Annotated in this window: 16 protein-coding genes; 11 read left to right on the top strand and 5 right to left on the bottom strand. The window is 38.2% G+C overall.

The window, feature by feature from the left end; genetic code table 11:
* Positions 1–50: 50 nt before the first annotated feature.
* Positions 51–473: a DoxX family protein gene (locus MMB68_RS22620; RefSeq protein WP_045292014.1), complete on the bottom strand. Its 423-nt coding sequence runs from the start codon at positions 471–473 to the stop codon at positions 51–53.
* A 306-nt stretch (positions 474–779) separates the two neighbouring features.
* On the opposite strand from MMB68_RS22620, the gene MMB68_RS22615 reads away from it, so the two are divergent.
* Complete coding sequence (locus MMB68_RS22615) at positions 780–1304, top strand: type 1 glutamine amidotransferase domain-containing protein (protein ID WP_264408791.1); 525 nt, start codon at positions 780–782, stop codon at positions 1302–1304.
* Between the two features lie 45 nt (positions 1305–1349).
* On the opposite strand, the gene MMB68_RS22610 is transcribed toward MMB68_RS22615, so the two are convergent.
* Positions 1350–1589 (bottom strand): hypothetical protein, encoded by a 240-nt coding sequence (locus tag MMB68_RS22610; RefSeq protein WP_013055088.1) that lies wholly within the window; start codon positions 1587–1589, stop codon positions 1350–1352.
* Between the two features lie 345 nt (positions 1590–1934).
* On the opposite strand from MMB68_RS22610, the gene MMB68_RS22605 reads away from it, so the two are divergent.
* Positions 1935–2423 (top strand): DinB family protein, encoded by a 489-nt coding sequence (locus MMB68_RS22605; RefSeq protein WP_221785265.1) that lies wholly within the window; start codon positions 1935–1937, stop codon positions 2421–2423.
* A 25-nt stretch (positions 2424–2448) separates the two neighbouring features.
* On the opposite strand, the gene MMB68_RS22600 is transcribed toward MMB68_RS22605, so the two are convergent.
* Positions 2449–3201, bottom strand: a complete 753-nt coding sequence (locus MMB68_RS22600; protein WP_221785266.1) for a lipase family protein — start codon at positions 3199–3201, stop codon at positions 2449–2451.
* A 255-nt stretch (positions 3202–3456) separates the two neighbouring features.
* On the opposite strand from MMB68_RS22600, the gene MMB68_RS22595 reads away from it, so the two are divergent.
* On the top strand, positions 3457–4911 hold the full coding sequence (locus tag MMB68_RS22595) for an alanine/glycine:cation symporter family protein (protein WP_063248473.1): 1455 nt from the start codon (positions 3457–3459) through the stop codon (positions 4909–4911).
* A gap of 32 nt (positions 4912–4943) precedes the next feature.
* Here MMB68_RS22595 and MMB68_RS22590 read toward each other — a convergent pair whose 3' ends face one another.
* A complete protein-coding gene (locus MMB68_RS22590) occupies positions 4944–5999 on the bottom strand; it encodes an aromatic acid exporter family protein (RefSeq protein ID WP_277448511.1) in 1056 nt (351 codons plus the stop codon).
* 143 nt (positions 6000–6142) lie between these two features.
* On the opposite strand from MMB68_RS22590, the gene MMB68_RS22585 reads away from it, so the two are divergent.
* A complete protein-coding gene (locus tag MMB68_RS22585; RefSeq protein ID WP_269871731.1) occupies positions 6143–7309 on the top strand; it encodes a M20 family metallopeptidase in 1167 nt (388 codons plus the stop codon).
* A gap of 54 nt (positions 7310–7363) precedes the next feature.
* Here MMB68_RS22585 and MMB68_RS22580 read toward each other — a convergent pair whose 3' ends face one another.
* A complete protein-coding gene (locus MMB68_RS22580) occupies positions 7364–7819 on the bottom strand; it encodes a ferritin-like domain-containing protein (protein WP_025752836.1) in 456 nt (151 codons plus the stop codon).
* 151 nt (positions 7820–7970) lie between these two features.
* Between MMB68_RS22580 and corA the strand changes: the two genes are divergently transcribed.
* The 7 genes from corA (at position 7971) to MMB68_RS22545 (ending at position 15896) form a co-directional block, all read left to right on the top strand.
* The gene (gene corA, locus MMB68_RS22575; RefSeq protein WP_277549349.1) at positions 7971–8936 is read left to right on the top strand and encodes a magnesium/cobalt transporter CorA; all 966 of its coding nucleotides are present in this window, start codon (positions 7971–7973) and stop codon (positions 8934–8936) included.
* A gap of 154 nt (positions 8937–9090) precedes the next feature.
* Entirely contained in the window at positions 9091–10677 is a 1587-nt protein-coding gene (gene dcuS, locus MMB68_RS22570; protein WP_221785276.1) for a DcuS/MalK family sensor histidine kinase, read from the top strand.
* The gene (locus MMB68_RS22565) at positions 10670–11395 is read left to right on the top strand and encodes a response regulator (RefSeq protein ID WP_221785269.1); all 726 of its coding nucleotides are present in this window, start codon (positions 10670–10672) and stop codon (positions 11393–11395) included. The genes dcuS and MMB68_RS22565 overlap by 8 nt, the downstream gene beginning before the upstream one ends.
* 141 nt (positions 11396–11536) lie before the next feature.
* Entirely contained in the window at positions 11537–12196 is a 660-nt protein-coding gene (locus tag MMB68_RS22560) for a cobalamin B12-binding domain-containing protein (protein ID WP_221785270.1), read from the top strand.
* Entirely contained in the window at positions 12183–12935 is a 753-nt protein-coding gene (locus tag MMB68_RS22555; protein ID WP_221785271.1) for an STAS domain-containing protein, read from the top strand. Before MMB68_RS22560 ends, MMB68_RS22555 begins: the two co-directional genes overlap by 14 nt.
* An 80-nt stretch (positions 12936–13015) precedes the next feature.
* Complete coding sequence (locus MMB68_RS22550) at positions 13016–14323, top strand: ATP-binding protein (protein WP_264409221.1); 1308 nt, start codon at positions 13016–13018, stop codon at positions 14321–14323.
* 367 nt (positions 14324–14690) lie between these two features.
* Positions 14691–15896 carry a DEAD/DEAH box helicase gene (locus MMB68_RS22545; RefSeq protein WP_221785273.1) on the top strand — a complete coding sequence of 402 codons (1206 nt, stop codon included), beginning with the start codon at positions 14691–14693 and terminating at the stop codon, positions 15894–15896.
* Positions 15897–15917: the final 21 nt, after the last annotated feature.

The raw sequence follows: 15917 nt of genomic DNA, 5'->3' as shown, positions 1-15917 counted from the left end.
GGCGGGGACTAATCTGAAAGCTTATATTAGGAGAGTATAAGCTTTCTTTTTTATTTACTGCTTTCTTCTTGAAGAGAAAAGGCAGTTTCTTTCTTTTTGAACACCACTCCATCGAGAGCAAGAAACTGGCTTCCTGCAAGAAATAAGTGAGCAGACATGGCAATTAAGGCGATATCAAACTCAAACCCGCCAACAAATCCGCTTTTAAGCTTGGCTGTAAAAATAGCGCCAAGCATAACTGCCACAAATAAAGCAGCTACGACTCTTGTTGCTAGGCCAAGGATAATAAGAACCCCACCTACAAGTTCAATGGTTGCAACAATATATGCCATGAAACCAGGGATTCCTAAGCTATCGAAGAACCCTACTGTATTTTCAATCCCGCCTTGCCATTTTTGAAAGCCGTGCACTAAAAATGTAAAACCTAATACTAAACGAATAATAAGTGAACCAATTTCGACGTTTTTATTCACTTTACTTCCTCCTTTAAGTGTATTTGAAAAACACTACATTATGTAGTGTGAAAGCCCGAAAAAAAGAAATGTAGTAATTAAATCAGAAAGTCTTTCTTATTTGGATAATTTTACAACATTATGAACATCACACTACACATTGTAGTGTGATGTTTGTCCCCAGTCAAGTAAAAATATAAAATTAGACCATTTGGCATACCAAAATTTTCTGAAGGACACTTGAAAAATCCTTTAATTATGTGCAATTTAGTCCCTTATTTTCAATCTTATTCTCCAACATGCTATACTGATGGCGGAGGTGTTACGATGCGTTTAGAAAATAAAAGGATTATTGCGCTTGTTAGTGCAGACTTTGAAGATCTAGAACTATGGTATCCAGTGATGCGTCTTCGAGAAGAAGGAGCAGAAGTACATTTAGTTGGAGAAAAAGCAAACGAAACGTACATGGGGAAATACGGTGTTCCAGCCGTATCGGACTACGCGTTTAAAGATGTTGATCCAGCTGAATATGACGCTATTCTAGTACCTGGGGGCTGGGCGCCGGATAAACTGCGCCGCTACCCTGAAGTAATTGAAATGGTTCGTCATATGGATGAACAGCAAAAGCCAATCGGCCAAATCTGCCATGCAGGATGGGTATTAATCTCTGCAAAAATCTTAGATGGCCGAAACGTAACAAGTACGCCAGGAATCAAAGATGATATGGAAAATGCGGGAGCTATTTGGCATGATGAAGCAGTCGTAATCGACGGCCACATCATTTCAAGCCGCCGTCCGCCAGACCTTCCTCCTTATGCAAAAGCATTTGCTGATGTACTAGCAGAGCAATAAGAAAAAGCCGAAACCAGTGTGGTTTCGGCTTTTTTGTCAGATCCGCTAAAAAAGAAATGATAAAGTAAATAAAAAACCATCATTAAAAAAGCGAGCAGATGCATCTGCTCGCTTTTGTTCGTGTTTCTTATCAGTAACTTGCTTTTGCAAGTGTAAAAACAAAATGATTACTTTCTTTATAAAATCCATGATTACGGTTTTTGTATGTTTCGTTGTTGTTAGGGCACAATTAGCATTGATTGTGCTTGCATGGATTTCATCCATTGCCGCGGTTTGTTTTTCCACATGATCGATTAACCTAAACGACGCAAGCCCTACCTCTCTTGCATCCTTACGGCTCCGAAGCCGATCCAGTGTGAATAAGTTTTGTTCAAAGACATGTGTCGAATGCCAGTATTTTTACCTTGCATTGTACGATACATCCTTTCAAGTTACTTTCACTATGTCCAGCTCTTAAAGAAAAGCCGGAAATCTAAATATAACACCTCAGTTGATCTATGTCAAATAGAAAATTAATGTTTTCACGTGAAACAATTTCAGTGAAAACATGGTTAAGTAAAGGGATATCTTTTTGATATGGAAGAGTTTTTTGATACGATAAGCTAGAGGAATCCTAGAGGAGGATTAAAGATGAACAAAAATGAACAGTTTCGACATGACGTATTGAGCAGTGTAGAAGCATTAACATATGAACAATTAAATCAGCAGCCAGCGTCTAATACATGGAGCATTATGCAAGTATTAGAACATTTATATTTAATGGAGCGCATGATTGTTTCACGTGTGAAAGATCACTTAGAAAACGGTGTAGATCAGCCGACTGAAGATAAGCCGTTTCATTTAGCGGTAGACCGTTCGAGAAAAGTAGATGCACCGGCTCAAGTTACGCCTTCTAATGAAAAGCAGACATTAGAAGAAATGAAAAGTAAGCTGGCAGAATCAAGAGCGGCTTTAATAGAGTTAGAAGAAACAGCTAGTGAAGACAATCTAAAGCAAAAATCGTTTCCACACCCTGTATTTGGTTTAATGGATTTAAAGCAATGGATTGACTTTATTGGCTATCACGAAAAGCGTCATCAAGAACAAATAGAAGAAATCAAAACGGCAATTGGTGCATAAAAAAACAGGCAGTCCGCCTGTTTTTTTATTTTTGGACCAAAATAGGATAGTCCGACATCATCCAAATACCAACACTGTACGTTTGGGGATTATGGTTCCCCACGGTAGAACCTGTTTGAATCGTAAACGAGAGTTGCAGAGGGTCTTGATCGTAATAAATCATTTGCTTGGTGGAAGGGGAATAAAGGCGCTTCGGAGGGATTTTAGGAACCGTATCCGTCGTGTTAACAAAACAGCGGCTATTTGAAACAAGATTTGTGTATGTTTGAACGAATTGAGGATCACCTACTCGAGGAGCTCCGTAGTTGTACATTGTAACTTCCGGAAAAGATGCGTTTGTGGCAACATCTAAGGCATGAAGAGCAGCGAGTGCACCACCTAGGCTATGCCCCGTTATATAAAGTGGCTTGGGGGTGAGGGATTGATACGTTTCAAAAATTTCATCACGGCATGATTCGTAAACGGCTAAAAAACCTTCGTGGACAAGACCCGCTTGTTGATTGTATGGATAAGGGCGCTGCTTAATGCGAGCATCAGCAATCCAGTCTGCCTCAGATTGAGTTCCTCGAAAGGCAATCACAATGGCTTCATCAGATTCTAAAATAAAACCAAACCATTCTTGCACCCCTACGGCAGAAGCTTTAAACGATTTAATAAGCCGGTAGCCTTCAGGTACATCAAATGTGCCTCCCTGTGCGTATTGCTTATAAGCTAAGACGCACGCATAAAGAAGGTCTAGAGCTAAAGGACGATCAAATAAAGGCTCTATTCTCATCATTGTTTTTCACACCTTCTAATAGAAAATAACTCCTATAGCCTATGTTCTCTTGAGAAGAAAGGTGCAGATATCTCTCTTTTGAAAGCGATAATCACGAAATGTAAACGTTTTATCATTGGATGTTTTTGAGGATTTTATAATTTTTTTGTGTATTTTAACTAAAAATTATTTTTAATTTATGGTTTTATTGTTAAAATTTATAATTTAACTTATAATTTAAAATAGTCTGAATGAAAAAAATAAGGGGGTTATCGTTTGGAGCAATTTGTAACGAGTTTGAATAATGTGCTATGGAGCACACCTGTTATTTATGGGTGTCTTGCGATTGGCCTGTTTTTCTCAATTTTAACGAGGTTTTTGCAGGTCAGACACTTAAAAGACATGGTCATGCTGATGTTTCAAGGTAAAAGCTCAGAAGCAGGAGTTTCTTCCTTCCAAGCATTGTCTTTAGCACTATCGGGACGAGTTGGAACAGGAAACATTGCTGGAGTTGCAACAGCCATCGCTTTTGGAGGTCCAGGAGCTGTATTTTGGATGTGGGCAGTTGCTTTTATTGGTGCTTCTAGTGCATTCATCGAATCAACACTTGCTCAAATTTATAAAGTTAAGCAAGATGGCCAATATCGAGGTGGTCCAGCGTACTACATTGAAAAAGGAACAGGGATGAAATGGTATGGCATTTTATTTGCTATTGCAGCACTTGTTGCGATGAGTATCTTAATGCCCGGTGTTCAATCTAACTCCATCGCGCTTGGCATCGACAATGCATTTGGTGTTAGTCCAACGGTTACAGCAGTGGGATTAGTTATTATTCTTGCTTTTATTATCTTTGGAGGCGTTAAGCGTATTGCAGGAGTGGCCCAATTCGTTGTCCCTTTTATGGCACTTGGGTATATTATTTTAGCTCTTATCATTATTGCCATGAATATTTCAGAGTTGCCGGGAGTTATTGCTCTTATTTTTAAAAGTGCTTTTGCATTAGATTCTGCTTTTGGAGGAATTGTTGGTTTAGCTGTTTCTTGGGGAGTTAAGCGCGGTATTTATTCAAACGAAGCAGGGCAAGGAACAGGTGCACACGCAGCAGCTGCAGCAGAAGTTTCACACCCAGCGAAACAAGGTCTTGTACAAGCTTTTTCGGTTTATATTGATACACTATTCGTTTGTTCAGCAACAGCGTTTATGATTTTATTCACAGGCATGTACAATACGGAAGGACCAGGCGGTTCATTTATTATTTCAAATTTACCTGGTGTAGAAGCAGGACCTGGATTTACACAAGCTGCTATTGAAACAGTGTTGCCGGGGTTCGGAGCTGGCTTTGTGGCAGTTGCCCTATTCTTTTTCGCGTTTACAACGATCATGGCTTATTATTACATTGCTGAAACAAATATTGCTTACCTAACTCGCGGAAAGAACGGAAAGTGGGCTATGTTTGCATTAAAGCTTGTCCTTCTAGGAGCTACGTTCTACGGCTCAGTTAAACAAGCATCACTAGCTTGGGCGTTAGGAGATGTCGGGCTTGGTATCATGGTATGGCTAAATTTAATTGCTATCTTAATTTTAGCTAAGCCTGCGTTAGTTGCATTAAAAGACTATGAAGCTCAGAAAAAACAAGGGGTAGACCCTGTGTTTGATCCTGTTAAGCTGGGAATTAAAAATGCAGACTACTGGGAGAAAGAATATAAGAAAGATGAGTCACAAGTTTCGTAAACAAGAAAATCCTCACATATGTGAGGATTTTTTTATGAAGAAAGTGAGACAGATGAGTTATTTAAGTTATATCGATCCTTCAAACAATGAATACGGTGTAGTTCTTCAAGCAGCTGATGAATTGCAAGCAGTTCGTACAGCATTGTTGTTTCTGTTGAAAAAGGGTGATCCCTTCTGTTTTCTTCCTGCTTATGTGCCCAAAACCTTTGTTTTAAAGTCAAAACAAGCGTTTGATGGTGCAAAGAGCTTTTATATTGTTCATTTTGTAAGACGTTATGAAAGGAAGTGAAAGTATCCCATATTACTTGATGTCTTGCACTTTGCAGCTGATGAGCAGGCAAATAAATTAAATTACCAATATGGTAGACAAGCTGCCTCATAAGGGAAAGTTTCTTATATTCATAGTGGAACTTTCTCATAGCTGTACGAGTGAAATGATGAAACTTCCATTCTTTTCGCTGATACTCACAAAGCGTCTCAATTTTTTCAATTTCAGCGGAAAGCTGCTGAAATTGAAGCCTTGTTTGTTTATGACAAGCATGTACTTGGGAAAGTTCGCTTCCTCTTTGCTGTAAAACGCTGCTCATTTGTTTTGAGAGATTTTGAATTTTCCTCGTAATAATCGGTGTATAATTAGGAGGAAGAACGATGATATTCACAAGTGAAGAAGTAAGCAGCCCAATACTGGTGGTCGCTAAGCGAATTAAAAACGAGATGAAATAATGATCGTGCACAATCGTCAGCATGGCCACTCCTGTTAGCGTGGCAACGAGTGTTCCTGCATGCAAACGCAATTTAGAACAGGATATAATAGTAGCAACAGCAACAAGCATATAGGTAAGCGGCGTAACTCCTAATAGAAATGTGTAAAGCATGGCAAAAGCAGCTCCGATTGCTGAAGCAGGAAAGCGTATAAACGCTTTTTTAATAGAATCGGCAGCGGTTGGTTCAATCGTAACAATAGCTGTAATAACAGCGAGCATATACGGCCAGCCAATGGACTGACAAATGAGCGCAGTTAAAAAAACGGCAATGCCTGTTTTAATAATACGACCGCCTAAAAAATTGAATTTTTTTATGTTAATCATTATGCATACCTTCTTTAAAACAGTTAGTAATTTAATTATAAGGCATATTAAGGTGATAGGAAAACCTGTCTTAAAAACTAGCTTTTAAAAAACGAATAAATATACTATAATTTGTTTAAATATTTAAAAGAGGAGTAGGACTAATGAAACAATTAATAAATGAAACAATTAATAAATTACAGGATACATTTTATGACGTAAGCAAATATATTGGGCAAAACCCTGAGCTTGGTCACGAAGAATTCAAAGCGTGCAAAGCATTAACCGATGTTTTAAAAGAACAAGGGTTCACAGTTGAAATTGGTACATGTGACTTACCAACGGCTTTTACTGCTGTTTATGACAGTCAAAAGCCAGGTCCATCGATTGGATTTATGGCTGAGTACGATGCTTTGCCGGATCTCGGACATGCATGCGGACATAACTTAATTGGAACCATGTCCATTGCCGCTGGTATTGGTCTTAGTAAAGCAGTTGCAGAAACAGGCGGTAAAGTATATGTATACGGCACGCCTGCAGAGGAAACACGAGGCGGCAAAGTAACGATGGCTGAGCAAGGCATTTTTAATCATTTAGACGTAGCTATGATGGTGCATCCTTATTACTGCCACCAAAAAAGCGGACGTTCTCTTGCGATGGATGCCATTCAGTTTGAGTTCTTCGGAAAATCCGCGCACGCAGCTGCTGCTCCCCATGAAGGAATCAACGCGTTAGACGGCGTATTACAAACGTTCAACAGCATTAATGCGCTTCGCCAGCATGTGAAGCCGGATGTACGTATCCATGGAGTCATTACAGAGGGTGGCAAGGCCGCCAACGTTGTACCGGATTATGCAGTAGCACAATTTTATGTCCGCGCTTCAACTCGTGCATATGTAGATGAAGTAACAGATAAGGTGAAGGCATGTGCCAACGGTGCAGCTTTAGCCACGGGCACAAAATTAAAAATCTCAAACTATGAGTTTTCTTATGATGATATGCAAACGAATCAAACATTATCCGATGTCTATACAAGTAATCTCATCTCATTAGGCGTGAGCGAACAAAGCATTACAGAAGACCAAGGCGATCATGGATCTTTAGATATGGGGAATGTAAGTCAGGTTGTTCCGGCTATTCATCCGTATATTCAAATTTGTGATGATTATTTTGTTTGTCATACGCACGAATTTAGAGAAGCAGCTTTAAGTGAGCAAGGAAGAGAAGCAATGATACTGGGGGCACAAACAATGGCATTAACAGGGTATAACGTATTAACAAATCAAGCGCTGCTCCAAAAAATCAAAGAAGAATTTAATGCTACAAAGTAAGAGATAATGATAAAACCATACTAAATAATACGCTTGCGACTGCAAGCGTATTATTTAGTATGAGAAGTGGGACTGAATGGTTCGGAAAATTTGACCGTGGCGCTGTTCATCGCTCGCAGCTCGAACAATGCGGCTTTGAATTCGAGCATTTGTGATTCTTCTAGCGATTGATTGATAAAATGGAACGGTTTCTACTTCATCTTTAATGGATTCAGAGACCCCTTCTTGAAAAGTATTTGGCAGTTTTATGTTTAATGAAATCTGCGGGTAGCTGCCTGATAAATCATAATAGGCTTTAGAAAACCAGTCAAAGTGTTTAATTTCATCCTGCCGAATACCTAGTATAGCTTGTTGAAATTGATTATTAGGAGCCAGCTCCGCTAAGCGTGTATAGTAGTGAATAGCGGAAAACTCATCGTTTACAGCTTTGTTTATATCTCTTAGAAGCTGTTCATCTAGTCTTGTATCATCTTCCCAATATTCTTCATGCCGGGAGTAAAATTCATACATATGGATATACCTCCTCACCGTTTTGTTCTCTTGTCGTCAACATCATCGTATGTATAGACAAGAAAAGACGTACATTAAAAGAAAAAAGTTTAACAAAATGGTAAAAAGGGTATGTGCAGAGAATAGTATCAAAAAAGACAGAGGTTATCTTATGATTAAAATTGTAGCTAAAACCAAAGAAGGAGCTATTAAAGAAATAGAAATGAATGAGATTCGTTCAAGCCATGACTTTCAATGGTATTGGGTTGATTTTTACAATCCCATCGAGGAAGAAAAAAAGCAGCTTGAACAATTTAATTTTCATCCTTTAGCAGTTGAGGACTGTTTAAATCAAGGTCAGCGGGCTAAATTTGAGTTGTATGATGAGCATTATTTTTTAGTCTATTATGCCCTTCATAAAGAAGAGCTTGAGCACTTAGAAGTATCTGCGTTTGTAGGAGATAACTTTTTAGTCACTTACCATATGGATAAGCTAACGAGCGTGGCTAGGGTGTGGGAGCTTATCAAAAAAGACCCTGAGGCTACCGAAGATGGAACATGGGATATCATGTATGAACTCTTAGATCATACCGTTGATGAATACTTCCCTGTGCTTTATAAATTTGAAGATCATATTGACGACATTGAAGACAATGCAAAAGACGAACCTATGGATGAATTAATGAGGCAGCTTTATGACATCCGAAGTGATTTGTCACGAATGCGCCGCATTTTAAACCCCATGAGAGATTTAATGTATCGTATTATGTCAACTAATGCGTTAAAAGCAAAAGAGCAGGTTCGCTATTTTAATGATATTTATGATCACTTATTAAATATGATTGAAATTATGCAAGCAAGCAGGGATTTGTCAAATGATATTCGAGAAAGTTTTATGTCCATTAACTCGGATCGTATGAATTCAATCATGTTTACGCTCACGCTTATGTCAGCTATTTTCTTACCGTTGACGTTTATTGCTGGCCTCTATGGCATGAACTTTTCATATATGCCGGAACTGACAGGGAAATATAATTATTTTATTGTACTGGGCATTATGATTGGGCTTGTAGGCGTAATGGTCTTTGCCTTTTATAAAATGGGATGGTTCAAATATCGAAAAGGACCTAAACTATAAAGTAGATTGTTAACCTTCCTGTATAAATGTTAATCAACTCAGTAAAAATGAAATTAAATAAGCGAAGATCTTATCTGACTCTAGATAAGATCTTTTTCTTGTGCTATAAACAAGAAAAGCAGGGAAGCGAGGGAAGAATGTGAAACACGGAAGAATGGGGCTGCGAAGCATCACGGTGCTGCTTGTATGCATGGTGGTGATTCTATCGCTATTGTTAACGGATTTATTAGTTAGCAGTTCAATTGGAAAAAATATTCGGGATCAACAGGCTGAAAAAGCGCGGACTATTGCTACGATTATTTCAGAATCAACGAACGTGAAAGAAGGACTAGAGACAAAAACCCCTCAGTCAATTCAAGAATTTACTAAACGAATTCGTGAAAAATCAAGCGTCTTGTTTATCGTTGTTATGGATATGAATGGAATTCGCCAATCTCACCCAGATCCTAAAAAGATAGGAAAGAGATTTGCCGGAGGCGATGAGCAAAAATCATTGCACGGGAAATCTTATGTATCTGTATCAAAAGGAACGCTTGATAAATCTCTGCGCGCTTTTGCACCTATTTATAATGAAAAAAATCAGCAAATTGGCGCAGTAGCTGTGGGGATTTCTTTGAATAATGTAAATGAAGCAATTAGAGATGGGCATCGTCGAATTGTTTTAGGTTCATTAATTGGTTTACTTGTAGGCGTTCTTGGTGCTATTTTATTAGCGAATTACATAAAGAAAATTTTATTTGGCTTGGAACCTTCTGAAATTGCTAAAATTCTAGAAGAGAGAAGCACCATGCTGCAGTCGGTTCGTGAAGGAGTGATAGCTGTTGATAAAGAAGGTAATATTACACTTGCTAATCGTTCTGCACGCCGCTTATTTGTCAAAGCAGGGTTAGCAGCAGAGCCAATCGGTTTGTCTATTCGAGAATATATGCCCACCTCCAGGTTGGACGACGTTTTGTCTACGGGGGAATCTCATTATGATGAAGAGCAAGTCATAAATGGAGTAGCCATTGTGGTTAATAGGGTTCCGCTAGTAGTAAACGAAGAGATTGTAGGGGCACTTTCTACGTTTCGGGATAAAACAGAAGTTAATATCTTAGCAGAACAGCTAACAGGTGTTAAAATGTATGTGGAAGCGCTTCGAGCACAATCGCATGAATTTATGAATAAACTTCATGTGATTTTAGGAATGGTGCAGATGAATTATTATGATGAGCTAAAAACGTATATTCATCAGCTTGTTAATCACCGTGTCGATGAATCTAGTTCAGTGACTAAATCTATTAAAGATCATGCGTTGGCAGGGTTCCTCATGGGCAAAATGAGTTATGCTAGAGAGGAAAGCGTAGAACTGACGTTTTCCGCTGATGAAGTTATTCCAGAACCTTCAGATCCACACGTTACTCATCATCTCATTACCATTATTGGAAATTTAATTGATAATGCAATTGATTCAGTTTGTCATCAAGCCTCTAAAAAAGTGTCCGTTATGCTTGTGTATAAAAACAATAAACTTACGATTCAAGTCACGGATACAGGCTGCGGCATTCCTTCCGATACAATGAATCAGATTTTCAAGAAAGGCTTTTCTACAAAAGGAACGAGCAGAGGGTTTGGGTTGCATTTAGTGAAGCAAACGATTGATGAACTAGGTGGCCAAATCGTTATTGACTCATTTATAAATAGCGGTACCACATTCTATATTGATATTCCGTACGAAACAAGGAGAGATCAAGTTGATTAAAGTATTAATTGTTGAAGATGACCCAATGGTTGCTCAGTTTAATCAAAAGTACATTGAAGAGATAGAGGGGTTTACAGTGGTCGCTGTTGCTCATTCGGGTCATGAAGCCTTGGTGAAGGTAAATGAATATCAAGTGGATTTAGTGCTGCTTGATATCTTTATGCCTGGGCAAAATGGTTTGAAAGTTTTACAAGAGATTCGAACAAAACAAGAGGAAATAGATGTCATTTTTATAACCGCTGCTTCGGATGCCCAAACGATTCAGCAAGCTTTACGCTACGGAGCGATTGATTATTTGATTAAGCCTTTTACATTTGAACGCTTTTATCAAGCACTTTCGGCTTACAAACAAACATTTCGTACGTTAAAACAGCAACCTCAGCTTAATCAACAGGAATTGGACGGGCTGTTGTCTAATAAAAAAATAAAAGAGGTTCCGGTAGAGCCGTTGCCTAAGGGTTTAACGACTGGAACATTAGAAGTTATCGTAGAAGCCATTGAGCATCTTAAAGATGACCCTTTTTCGACCGATGATGTAGCTGAAAAAACGGGAATTTCAAGAGTGTCTATTCGGAAATATTTAAAATTTCTAACAGATATAGGTCTTCTTGGAGAAAGAATGACTTACGGCACAATAGGACGTCCTGTGTATGCGTACTTATACAATGAACAAAACCGTCACTTGCTGCATCACTACCTCGTTGACTTTGAAAAATAAAGAGATTGACCTGTCAGAGACGTCCGTTGCTATTTTGTCAGTGTGAGAATATTTTACTGTAGAGTGCGGGTGAGTTAAGTGGTATGGTTGATAATAACAAAGGAAAAAAACAAGTCGTTTGACTGAAAAAGAGGTGGTTTCTTGATTGAAAGCATAGAAAGCTTGACTGAATTACTGTTATCAGGGAATCAAGATGAAGCTTGGAATATTGTGTGGAAAAAAAGACAGCAGGGTTTCGATACATTTTATATTTTTCAGCAATTCATTTCAGTGTCAATGGCTCAAATCGGTATGATGTGGGAAGAAGATGAAATTTCAGTGGCTGATGAACATTTAGCTACTACTACCTGTGACTATGTTTTGTCACGCTATCAATTGTGTATAAGACAAGAAGTTATTAAAAATGAAAAAAAAGGTCTGTTTTTGTGTATAGAAAATGAACAGCATTTTTTAGGTTTAAAAATGATTTCCATTCTCTTTGAAGAGCACGGATGGCAGACGAAACTTTTAGGAGCAGATTCTCCGCTTTTACATGCAACGCACGCTGTTGAACAATGGAAACCTGATTTAGTAGGAATCTCGTTCAGTTTAACTCATCATATAGAAAAAGCAAGCGAATATATAGAAGGATTACAAAAGACAAAACATCAGCCGCTTATTTTAGTTGGAGGCCGAGTAGTTTCAAACTATAAGTTTCCTCTTGTTCAAACAAATCAAGTTCGATTTATTGCACAGTTAGAGGAGTTGAAAGAGTTTTTTCATTATCAATCAATTAGGGGGATTAAGGTTGTCGACTATTAAATATGCTCCGCTTCCTGTTTTTATTATGGATGAGGAAATGAATATTCTAGCGCAATCTGATGAAGCAGCCGCTTTATTCGGAGAGGTTCAACATTTTTTAGAAATTGTTGACGAAGATAGTCAGAACAAAGCTAGAAAACGATTAGGACAGAAGAAAAAAATAAAAACAGAATTAGTCATGCATTCGCGCAAAGCTAAGATGTCTCTTTATACCGTGAATTGCAAATGGGAGCAAGATAAGGCGCATGTAATATGTGTAGAGGAAGATTCTCAAATTAGAATTCTTTCAGAAAAAATCGAACAACACACAGCGCGTTTATCTGAAACGGACTTAGAACTCCTGCTGCAAAAAGAACGATTGGAAAAGGCCATGAACCGAGTTATAGAACTTTCAGGACCATTTATTCATTTATCAAATAACATGGTACTTATCCCTCTGTTTGGAGATTTATTTGAAGAAGTCATCATGAAAAATGAACATCGGCTGCTCAAACAGATAGATGAAGAAACCGTTGATCGAGTTATTATTGACTTTAATGGAATCGGTCAAATTGATGAACGAGGTGTTGCCGCGCTAGAACATTTAATATGGGAATTTCAGCTAATGGGCGTACAGATTTATCTAACAGGTGTGACACCCGATCATAGCCAATGGCTTCACCAGTATCATTTTCAAGCAAATGTAAAATCTATTAGTAACTTAGGTCAGGCCATTCATCAATTTTTTACAACGGCATGAAATGGCTACGAAAAGTCAACAATTCATATAACGGCAATAAGACAGGGAATCAATACGGATAAACAGGTGATTAAAATTTGGTGAAACACGCGCGTAAAGTAGCTTTAAGAATTTCGATTGTATATATCATTATTGGCGCTGTATGGATCTTGATATCTGACAATATATCTAGAACATTAGCGCAAGGTCGTTTTGAAGTATATATTTTTTTTCAACAGTACAAAGGTTGGTTTTTTATTTTAGCTACGGGGATTATTTTATATGGTCTGGTATATAGGAGAGCTTATAAACTAGTGAAGTCCCAGCAAGAGCTCATAGCGAAAGAACACGAACTTCAAACGAGCAATCAGCACTATCAGTCTTTATTCAAACATAACCCCGATGGCGTTTTTGAAATAAGCAAAACAGGGGAAGTTCTTCTTGCTAACCCAGAAGGTGAAGCAATCGTTGGATACTCCAGTGAAGAATTGCAAAAGATGAAACCTTCAGCACTTATTGCAGCTGAAGAATTTGATATGTGTAAAGAGTATTTTAAAGAAGTACTGAATGGAAAAGGTGCTAAGTTCGAAATGAATGTTATCAATAAAAAACAAGAAAGACGGTTGCTTAGGTGTTCTTTGCTTCCCATCGTCGTTCATAAGCAGGTGGTAGGCGTATTTATGATTGCACGTGATATCACTACATACCGCCAAGATGAAGAGCTTATGATAACCTCGGAAAAAATGTCGGTTATTGGACAAATGGCAGGTGCCGTAGCACATGAAATTAGGAACCCGCTCACTTCTTTAAAAGGCTTTGTACAAGTTATGCAAGCCTCTAAGGAAACAAATGACACTTATTTAGACATTATGATGTCTGAAATCGACCGCATCAACTTAATCTCCAGTGAAATGCTTATTCTTGGAAAAAAGCAGCATGTATCTTTTGAAAAGACCAATTTATGCGAGATTTTAAAACAAGTTATTACACTAATGGAAGCGCAGGCCAATTTAAATAATGTTTCTATTTTGTTGAAGGAAACAACAAAAAGGCCTATTTATGTTTCGGCTGATGCAAATCAGTTGAAACAAGTGTTCATCAATGTGATTAAAAACGGTGTAGAAGCTATTATTGAGAAAGGTCATATTACAATAACAGTTGAAGAAAAAGATACACGAGCATTAATCCACTTTGAAGACAATGGAGTCGGAATGAGTCAAGAGAGGGTTGAACAAGTAGGGACGCCGTTTTATTCTACGAAAGAAGCTGGCACTGGCTTAGGACTGGCCGTATGTTACAAAATCATGGAGCGTCATCAAGGTACCATGCATTTTAAAAGCGGTAAAGGAAAAGGAACAACGGTTACTATTGATATGCCGATTATAGAACGAAACAGCCGCCTCTCGTAGTTCAGAGAGCGGCTGTTTTCTTGAAAAAGAGAAAGTAAGCGGTTGAGCCCTTTACGTGGGGATCCATATAGGACATAAAACCTCCTTCTTATACAAGTTTTCGTCCATAATAAAGAGGATCATATTGTTTTCTATAGAAGCAATAGTGTATCATAGTTGAAGCTATGTATATTGATGTAGAAAAGTTAAGGCAAGAACCGATTTTTCTACTGACGGATTGACAGGGTCCTTTGGGATAAGAAAGGCTTATTTATAAATAGAAATTAAGGTCAGTATAGATTTAACGCACATGCCCACTGATACATTCGTTTAATTGAAATGAAAAAACGTTTATAATATCGAGAAAAGCATGGAAAAGGAGATAGATATGAGTCAGGTTATAGAGACTTTACAGCCTTTTTTACAAGAGGCTTGGAAAAAAGCAGGGTTCAATGAGCCTACTGCCATTCAAACAAAAGCTATTTCAGAAATTTTAGCTAATAAAGATGTAATAGGAGAATCTCCAACGGGAACAGGGAAGACGCTGGCATATTTGTTGCCTGTCTTACATCGCATTCAGCCGGGCCCCTCTCATATTCAAGCGGTTATTTTAGCATCTTCCCATGAATTGGTTATGCAAATTCATGGTGAAATTCAAACTTGGTCACAGGGAAGCGGCATTTCAAGCGCAGCGTTTATCGGCGGAGCGAATATGAAACGTCAATTGGAAAAACTAAAAAAACGTCCTAATATCATTGTTGGTACTCCAGGACGCTTGAACGAATTAATTAAAATGAAGAAATTAAAAATGCACGAAGTCAAAACAATTGTGATTGATGAAGCGGATCAATTATTTGTGCCTGAACATGTTCAAACGGTTCAACAGATTGTGAAAATGGCGTTAAGTGATCGTCAAATTCTAGTCTTCTCAGCTACCGTATCAGAACGTACCAAATCGTTAGCAAAAGACATGATGAACCATCCCCTTGAAATAGAGGTAGGAAGAGATGAACTTCCAGCTTCTAAGGTAGAGCATGTATACATTAAAAGTGAAGCCAGAGATAAAGTGGACGTACTTAGAAAACTAGTTCGCCAAGAACAAATGAAAGCTTTAGCCTTTTTTAAAGGCATTGATACTCTTATCGAGTTTGAAGAAAAATTAACATTTAAGCATGTAGAAGCCGGCTCTTTACACAGTGAAACGAAAAAAGAAGATCGTGCTACGACGATTAAAGGGTTTCGAAAAGGAGATTTCCCTATCTTATTAGCAACGGATGTCGCAGCTAGAGGATTAGACATCAAGGGACTGACGCATGTGATTCACATCGATGTTCCTCAAGATGCGGATCAATACGTGCATCGCTCAGGTAGAACAGGCAGATCGGGAGCAGAAGGTACAGTTATTTCTCTTGTGACTGAACGAGAAGAACGAAATTTAAAACAAATCGCACGTGAACTTCAACTTTCATTAGCGAAAAAAGAGCTTTATATGGGCGAAATCGTTGATGAAGGAACAAAAGAGCAGTCTCGTACAGCTAAAAAACCTTCGAAAAAGCCATTTAACAAGAAAAAGAAACAAAAAGGTCGAATGTAAACTAGGTATTCTGCCTTTTTA

Origin of the sequence: Priestia sp. Y58 (assembly GCF_029522095.1) — a bacterium.
Lineage (GTDB): Bacteria > Bacillota > Bacilli > Bacillales > Bacillaceae_H > Priestia > Priestia megaterium_E.
Note: the sequence above shows the minus strand (reverse complement) of the source record. Positions and strands in the feature narration are given on the sequence as shown.

What these genes read in the sequence shown, in the direction of transcription:
- MMB68_RS22545 (WP_221785273.1), top strand. Translation starts at nt 14,691, where the DNA reads ATGAGTCAGGTTATAGAGACTTTACAGCCTTTTTTACAAGAGGCTTGG.
- MMB68_RS22580 (WP_025752836.1), bottom strand. Translation starts at nt 7,819, where the DNA reads ATGTATGAATTTTACTCCCGGCATGAAGAATATTGGGAAGATGATACA.
- MMB68_RS22590 (WP_277448511.1), bottom strand. Translation starts at nt 5,999, where the DNA reads ATGATTAACATAAAAAAATTCAATTTTTTAGGCGGTCGTATTATTAAA.
- dcuS (WP_221785276.1), top strand. Translation starts at nt 9,091, where the DNA reads ATGGGGCTGCGAAGCATCACGGTGCTGCTTGTATGCATGGTGGTGATT.
- MMB68_RS22615 (WP_264408791.1), top strand. Translation starts at nt 780, where the DNA reads ATGCGTTTAGAAAATAAAAGGATTATTGCGCTTGTTAGTGCAGACTTT.
- corA (WP_277549349.1), top strand. Translation starts at nt 7,971, where the DNA reads ATGATTAAAATTGTAGCTAAAACCAAAGAAGGAGCTATTAAAGAAATA.
- MMB68_RS22600 (WP_221785266.1), bottom strand. Translation starts at nt 3,201, where the DNA reads ATGATGAGAATAGAGCCTTTATTTGATCGTCCTTTAGCTCTAGACCTT.
- MMB68_RS22605 (WP_221785265.1), top strand. Translation starts at nt 1,935, where the DNA reads ATGAACAAAAATGAACAGTTTCGACATGACGTATTGAGCAGTGTAGAA.
- MMB68_RS22585 (WP_269871731.1), top strand. Translation starts at nt 6,143, where the DNA reads ATGAAACAATTAATAAATGAAACAATTAATAAATTACAGGATACATTT.